The following is an 8113-nucleotide window of genomic DNA, read 5'->3' as shown; positions in this document are numbered from 1 at the left end:
TCCCCTCAGCAGGGGAAATCCCGCTCCAAAGGCGGACGCTTCGCTCCCTCTGCTCCGATTCCGCCCTCCTTCGCTGCTTACCTCAAATACATTTGCAGCGGCTGAAGTCGAAGCTCGCGGATGGCTTCTGCCACCTGTATGGCGAGGCGACGGGCACCGCGCTCCTGAAAGTGCGTGTTATCCTCCACACCTGCTGGGAAGTTCACGTACTCACCCGGCAGCACCCACATGAAATCCTCCTTACTGCCTTCAATACCCGCTTGCTCGAACAGCATGCGGCTTCGCTCAGCCAGATCGATCAGCGGCACCCCTTCCTCTTCGGCCAGCTCACGCACGGCGATGATATAATCACCATGCGTGTCGGTCAATGTGCCGTCATCGGCAAAGTAGCGCCGATGCACCGGGGTCACGAGCACCGGATGAGCACTCGCTCCGCGGGCTGCACCAATATACTTTTTCAGATATTCCTTATATGTTGTGAAAGGTTCCGTCCCCCGATCAGGACCCGGCTTCTCATCGTTATGTCCAAATTGAATAAACAGAAAATCCTCCGGCTTCATCTTCTCCAGAATGGCATCCAGTCTGCCCTCATTGATGAAGCTGCGGGAGCTGCGCCCAGACTGGGCATGATTATCTACAGCAACATCATGTTTGAACTGAGCCGGTAACAGCTGGCCCCAGCCACAATATGGATATCCACTCTCCGGCTGATCCGTCACGGTAGAATCACCAGCGAGAAATACAGTCATCGTCTGATTCGCAAGCGTGATCTCCAATGCATTGATCCGTGGCGCGGGACCGGAGAACGATAATCTAAGCTTCCCGCCACGGACCACAACGGAGAATCGTACTTCTGCACATTGTCCAGGAAGGGCACGAATGGTCGGCAGCATCAGTCTGCCCTCTCCAGCTTTGACCCGGGTAATCGTCTCTGCCCATTCATCGCCTGCAATTAACAAGACTTGGTAGGTTCCATCGGGTACATCAACGATGAAAGATGCCTTGAGCGGAATACAAAAGCTTGAACGCAATCGGGCAGACACATTGGCCTGCCCTTGATTCTTATTTTTTTCCTTGCCGGTGTCGGCCATCCCATATTCACTTAGCCGCAGCTTCTCATACACAAGAGAGCCGGATTCAAAACCGTATCCCCCCTGTTCTTCATATAGGGTGCTGGCAGACACTTTTAGATAACCCTCAATCTCACCCGCACTACCCGAGTCCGGTCCAAAATTGAACTTCCAGTGGGTGACGGATTCTTTACCGCCCTCTAACGTTACCTCCGTGGTAACAGCCTGACTCCCCTGAGCATTATTCAATAGGAAGAACCTCCTTTTACAACATGCTAATCCAGGTTAGGATCCAGTGAATATCGTTTATCCTTTTAATCCGCTGGTGCTCATGCCCTGTACAATTTGTTTTTGGAAAATAAAGAACACGGCTACAACGGGTACGAGACTCACAATGGACATCGCGAACATCGCGCCCCAATTGGAAGCTGATTCGCTATCCAGGAACATTTTCAGTGCCATCGACACGGTATATTTATCCGGCGAGTTCAGATACAGCACTGGACCGAGCAGATCCTCCCATCTCCAGTAGAAGGAGAAGATGGCTGCCGTTGCGAGTGATGACTTGATGAGCGGCATAATAATCTGCACATACAGTCTGAACTTGTTACACCCATCAATAGTAGCAGCCTCATCCAGCTCTTTCGGAATTGTACGAATGAACTGAACCATCAGGAAGATGAAGAATGGCATCCCAAAGAATGTAGGTACAACAATCGGCAGAATGGTATTCAACCAGCCAAGCTTTGTAAAGATAATATATTGGGGTACGAGTACAACGTCATGCGGTAACATCAGGGTTAACATCATCAGGGAAAACCAGAAGTTACGACCTTTAAAGTTGAGCCTCGCAAAACCAAAGGCAATCAGCGATGAGGATAACACAGCACCAATCGTGGAGATAACTACAATAACAAGTGAATTGGTAATGTAATCCATAAACGGTCTTCCGCCTGCACCTTTCCAGCCATCCGCGTAGTTGCTCCAGATCCATTCTGTAGGAAACAGGGACTCGGCAGTCACGAAGATGGTGCGGCTTTCCTTGAAGGAGCTGAACAGCATCCATAGCACGGGATAGAGCATCAGGAGGGCCAAAGCTGCAACGAACAGATGATAGATGGGCCATTTCACATTTCTCCAAACCATCGTTACTTCCCTCCTTCGGATTCATAAAACACCCAGAACTTGGATGTTAGGAACACCGCAACTGTGAGTATACCGATCATAATAAGCATGATCCAGGCCATGGCCGAAGCATAACCCATGTTGTTAAACATAAAGGCCTGACGGAACAGATACAGCGAGTAAAGCATGGTACCGTCCATTGGCCCGCCCTCGCCTTTAGAAATGATATATGCAGGTACAAAGGTCATGAATGCACCGATAGTCTGCATAATCAGGTTAAACAGAATGATTGGACTGAGCAGCGGTAAGGTGATACCAAAAAATTTGCGTACCGGATTGGCACCATCCACACCTGCTGCTTCGTACATCTCGGGAGAGATATTTTTCAGACCGGCCAGAAAGATGAGCATGGAAGATCCAAACTGCCAAACTGATAGCGAGATTAGCATAACCAGGGACGCATTCGGATCACCAAACCAGCTGATTGGCCCGATTCCGATTGCCGTTAATGCGCTGTTGATGACACCTTCATTACTAAAAAGGTTACGCCACATAATGGACACGGCCACACTACCACCGATAATGGATGGCAGGTAGTACAAGGTTCGGTACGTTCCGACCATGCGGGAGCCCGTATTCAGGATCATGGCCACGAAAAGTGCAAAGACCAGCCTTAGCGGCACACCAATGAACACGTACAGGAACGTTACCTTAACCGAGTTCCAATACTTCGGATCATCAAAGAACATCTTGGTGTAGTTGTCCATCCCAATCCACCGTGGAGAAGTGAACAGATTATAACTCGTAAACGACATGTATAGAGATACAAACATCGGAATGAGCGTAAAGCCCAGAAAGCCGATGATAAAAGGACTAATAAATGCATACCCGGTTAAGTTTCTGCGCAACGACGAATATTGCCTCAACGGAACGAACCTCCTTTATGGATCTGATTACTTCCCACAGCCTTCGCTTCGATCTCATGGACGGGGAAAGGCCCTCGCGGTATGCGAGTAGCCTCCGGTTCCCATCCATCCCGGTAATAGGATGAGCAAGTAATCATTCAACTGTTATTTATTGTTGGCAAGAACCGCTTCGGCATTTTTGCGGAATGTCGCTGCTGCTTGTTCCGGTGTAATCTTACCAAAGTTCAGCTCCTCCACAACATCCGCCAGAGAAGCAATGACTTCCGGCGAACCTACCGGCGGCGGTGGGCTCATTGGAGAAGCCTTAGGCTCCATGGCCGCTACGAAGTCAAACACCTGTTTCGTTGCGTCACTCAGCTCAGGAGCGATAGCTTCCTTGATTTTGCCCGAGATTGGCACACCGCGTTCGCCCTTGATCAGTTTGTTTGCTTCCACGTCGTTCACCCAGAAATCGATGAATTTGGCTGCTTCTTCCTTCACCTTTGAGTTCGATGTTACAGCCCAGTACATACTTGGCTGCATATAGAGACCTTTTTCCATGTCCGGTCCAGGCATTGGGGCAATCTCCAATGGACGATTGGCTACCTGCTGCAAGGCTACAAACTGGTTGGACCATTGCCATACACCAATTCCTTTTTCCTTGACCAGGTCGGATTCCTCGATAATACCTTTGGTTTGGTTCGCCAGATCCGGTGAAGGCGCTGCGCCCTGCTCAATCATCCGGCGCATGAGTCCGAAGAACTCAACAAACAGTTTGTCGTCATCATAGCCAAGCCCCGTTCCTTCAGCATTGTAGAGGGACAATCCTTTGGTCCGCAGGAAATAGTGGAAGAAAATATCCGGCGCCACGCCTCCATCCAAGAAAAGTCCTTTGGCAGCCGTCTGCTTGCCAAGCTCTTCATACGATTCCCAGGTCATATTTTCAGGTAGGGCATCCACACCCGCTTTTTTGAGCAGAGCCGGATCATACTGGAAACCCAGTACGTTAACACCCGCAGGTACCCCATATTGTTTTTCATTGATAATGCCTGTGCTGATTACGTTCTCGGATACATCGTCCACTTTGATCTGATTTCCGAGATACGAGGACAGATCTTCGAGCTGTCCGTTCTGTGCATATTGGCTGATGTAGGAAATATCCATCTGTACAATGTCCGGCAGTTGATTCGCTGCAGCTTGTGGAGCGAGCTTTTTCCAGTAGTCATCGAACGACGCATATTCCACGTCAATTTTGACATTCGGGTTTTTCTCTTTGTACAAGTCAATGACCTTCTGTGTATACTCGTGACGTGCATCCGATCCCCACCACGCGATACGAAGTGTTACCGAACCATCCGCAGATGTTCCGTCCGATCCTCCGCTGCTGCTGCATGCCGTTGTTAATACCAGCAATGCCGCCATCATCAGGAATATTGCCTTTTTCACCATGCCAATCTCCCCTTTTATGTTGATATGGTTGTGTGAATGAGTTACCTTCATTTTCTGATAACGCTTCCACAAACTTTATATTGTCATTTTCGCAAATGTGAGACCATAGTTGAATACACAAAACCGTCTTGTTGGTTCAAAAAACAGAGGAGGACAACCGCACCCTCCCGGTGCGGTTCGTCCCCCTCATACTCCGACTACATGATCGTCAGTTGATTGTTATAAGCCAGTTCTACGGAATTCGGTAGGTGTCATGCCGGTCCACTTTTTGAATACCTGACTGAAATATTGCGAGTTTCCTCCGAAGCCAAACAATTCGGCAAGCTCAAATACCTTCACATCCCCACCTCTGCGAATATGGTCGCAGGCACGCTCAATGCGCAGTCGATTCACATAATTGGAGAAGTTCTCGCCGGTCACTTTTTTGAAAATTTTACCTAAGTAATCCGGGTTCATATATAACATCTGATGAGCGACACCGTTAAGGGATAGATCAGCTTCGCCATAATGACGGTCTACGATATCCATCATCTTCTCCACGGCAGAAGACTGACGGCTAATGTGGTTTTTGTAATAACCGGAGGTTAATCGGGCTGCGCTGCTTGCGACAAAGGATTTTAGGCCAGACAAGGTATCGATATGGGGCAGCTCTGCCATACGCTGAGTGAATTCCGTTGCCTCCTCAGGTGGACAGACATGAATCATAGCGGAGTACAACTGCACCACATACGAACGGGTAATCCCAATTTCAAGCTGCTGACCGGATAAAAGATCGAAGAGGCGATCCACTTCCGCTGCAGCTTCTTCGGTATTACCTGACTTAATCAACTGGCACAGCTGCTCTGCATCCTGTTCAACGTGTACCCCAGCACATTCCCCGGCCAGGGCCAGATCATTTTTGGTAATCAGCTTGCCTTCGCCAATAAAAAAGCGGTGGTTCAGGCATTGCATAGCCTCACGGAACAAACGCCTGGATTGAATCATTCGATCCGCCTCACTAAGGGCAGCCGTAACTTCGAGTTTATACAGTCTGGTAAAAGCAGCCCGCACTTCCTCAATGCTCTCCTTCAAACCGACCGGATCGGAAGAGTCCCCCAGCAAAATTAACAGTTTGCCTTCAATGGTCGTGCTTAACAGAACATGGGGCAGCAGATCACTGGCGATGTTTTTGATCGCAAATAAATGACTATAATCATGTTCATCTGCAATCCGAAACAGCAGCAGCCGAACTACACTATCCTCCAGCTCCAGTTCAAACAGCTCCTGATAATACTCCAAATCAACCGGACCATAGGTTTGGTTCGTCATAAACTCCAGCAGGAACTGCTCCTTCACATGCGGGAGCACCCGTTGCAGCCGCTGTTTCATCTCTCCGGCCACATGTTCCTTCACCTGGGCATCCTGGTGTTCCTGAAGCAGCTCGGACAAGGCATCGTGGATCTGGTTCTCGTTACACGGTTTGAGCAGATAATGCTTCACTCCATATTGCATGGCCCGGCGAGCATATTCGAACTCTTTGTAACCAGACAACATGATAAACCGGAGTCCAGGGTAAGCTTCCGACGCCTTTTCAATTAATCCAAGACCATCCAGGCCCGGCATGGATATATCCGTAATGATAATATCCGGTCTGGAATGACCGATTTTATCCAGCGCTTCAATCCCGTTTCTCGCAGTATCCACCAGCTCCGTTCCTGCTGCAGCCCAATCCACGACTTGCGAAATCCCCTCCAGAATGACACGTTCATCATCTACGAGCATCACTTTGTACATCGTCATCGTCCTCTCTGATCCAAGGTATTCTGATCGATACTACGGTCCCTGATCCGGGATTGCTGCTCATGATCATTTCGCCTTCGTCCCCGAAGGTCAGCCTGATCCGTTCCTTGATGTTCGACAGTCCGATCCCCTGTCCCCTCGTCTGAATACGTCCCTCCTGCAATTGCTCCAGAAATTCGGGAGTCATGCCTGGACCATCGTCTTCCACTTCAATCACAACGTTGTCTCCATCCGCTCTCGCTCTGATCCGAATACGGCAAGGTTCTATGCTTGGCTCCAAAGCATAATGAATGGCGTTCTCCACCAATGGCTGCAGGGTTAACTTCGGAATGCGTGCAGTTCCCACTTCGGGCGCAATGTCCATATCAAAATCAAGCCTTTCCTCAAATCGCGTGTGCTGGATTGTCACATAACTACGGACAATGTCCAATTCTCTTTCCAAAGTAATCCACTTCTCGGACATGTTCACAGAGCTTCGCAGCAGAAATCCGAGGGCCTCAACCATTTCAGAGATTTGATGCTGCTTCTGCACTTTGGCAAGCCAGTTGATCGATTCCAGTGTGTTGTACAGAAAATGTGGATTAATCTGCGCCTGAAGCGCTTTCAATTCAGTTTCTCGTATCACGAGCTGCTTCGCATAATTCTCATCAATGAGTTCGCGTATGCGCTGTAACATCATCTTGAACGTGCGATGCAGCAACCCAACCTCATTCTGCGAAGATACCGGAACGTTGCCAAGCGCTGCTTCCTCCAGCTTATCCAGATCCCCTTTTTCGATATTGCGCATTTTCTTGATCAACTGGGCGATCGGCTGTGTAATACTACGGGAAAATTTAGCCCCAAATACAAGCGCCGCCAGGAATATCATAATAAAAATGACAGTCACCAGCTGTTTGACAAACTGGATCTGCTTAAACATCTGGTCAAAGGGCGTCATGTACAGGTACACCCAATCCGTATAGGAAGAATGTGCACGGGCGACAAAATTTCTACCCTGCTCAAACATGGCGATCCCATAAGGCTGTGTCCGCTTCAGTTCAGACTCAATTTCAGATTTGCTGACGGTCGACTCTGTCGGATAGATCACTTCCCGGCCATCTGTAATTAATAGCTGTGAATCCTCTGCCGGATGCTGCATCTGGTCCTGAACAATCCGATCCAGCCGTACACGAATAACAAGGGTGCCCAGCTTCTCCAGCGTGAATGCTCCACCGGTAAAAGACTTTACCTGTCTAACCGACAACAGCCTGGCTTGCTGGTCCCCACCCGTGTACCAGGCATTGGAGCCCGAATATTGCTGTCCCAAAGCAACCAATTCACTCTGCTTTGCTTTCGAGATTCCCTCACGGTTTCCAGCCGCCATAACATTATTATCATTATCGATAAAGATCATGGAATAGACGTATTTCTCTGAACCTGCATAAGCCACCAATCTGTTGGTGATTTTTTTGCGCAGGCCATTTTGCTCATATCCCGTTTCGGCATTTTCCAACTGGAGAAGGTATTGCTGTAGTGGTTCGTCAGACATGACTTTAAAGGATAGATTGGAAATCTCACGCAGCTGGTTCTCGATGCCCACCGAAGACATATTAAGTACCTGTGAGGATTTCTCATAGATTTGTCGGTCATAAATGTTGAACACGTATCTCAGGACAGATACATAGAATGTGAAGCTGATCAACATCAGAAGTCCGATGAGAAGAATGGTTTTGTGATGAATCGGCAATCTCGTGAAAGCGTTCTTAATTTTTCTCATCCAAAGCGCTCCTTTGGCTGGCGAAGGGT

General features: G+C 48.8%; 6 protein-coding genes. All 6 read right to left on the bottom strand.

Annotation, left to right across the window (positions count from 1 at the left end; translation table 11 throughout):
• Positions 1 to 77: 77 nt before the first annotated feature.
• On the bottom strand, positions 78 to 1202 hold the full coding sequence (locus QP794_RS29890) for a rhamnogalacturonan acetylesterase (protein WP_285080374.1): 1125 nt from the start codon (positions 1200 to 1202) through the stop codon (positions 78 to 80).
• 174 nt (positions 1203 to 1376) lie between these two features.
• Positions 1377 to 2216 carry a carbohydrate ABC transporter permease gene (locus QP794_RS29885; protein WP_024633028.1) on the bottom strand — a complete coding sequence of 280 codons (840 nt, stop codon included), beginning with the start codon at positions 2214 to 2216 and terminating at the stop codon, positions 1377 to 1379.
• 2 nt (positions 2217 to 2218) lie between these two features.
• Positions 2219 to 3121 (bottom strand): carbohydrate ABC transporter permease, encoded by a 903-nt coding sequence (locus tag QP794_RS29880; RefSeq protein WP_024633027.1) that lies wholly within the window; start codon positions 3119 to 3121, stop codon positions 2219 to 2221.
• Positions 3122 to 3265: 144 nt separating this feature from the next.
• Positions 3266 to 4549, bottom strand: coding sequence for an ABC transporter substrate-binding protein (locus QP794_RS29875; protein WP_285080366.1), 1284 nt, complete (start codon positions 4547 to 4549; stop codon positions 3266 to 3268).
• A 219-nt stretch (positions 4550 to 4768) separates the two neighbouring features.
• Positions 4769 to 6322, bottom strand: a complete 1554-nt coding sequence (locus QP794_RS29870; protein WP_285080365.1) for a response regulator transcription factor — start codon at positions 6320 to 6322, stop codon at positions 4769 to 4771.
• Positions 6297 to 8084: a sensor histidine kinase gene (locus QP794_RS29865; protein WP_285080364.1), complete on the bottom strand. Its 1788-nt coding sequence runs from the start codon at positions 8082 to 8084 to the stop codon at positions 6297 to 6299. The genes QP794_RS29870 and QP794_RS29865 overlap by 26 nt, the downstream gene beginning before the upstream one ends.
• Positions 8085 to 8113: the final 29 nt, after the last annotated feature.

The organism is Paenibacillus sp. UMB7766-LJ446, assembly GCF_030226665.1.
Taxonomy (GTDB): Bacteria; Bacillota; Bacilli; order Paenibacillales; family Paenibacillaceae; genus Paenibacillus; species Paenibacillus vandeheii.
Note: the sequence above shows the minus strand (reverse complement) of the source record. Positions and strands in the feature narration are given on the sequence as shown.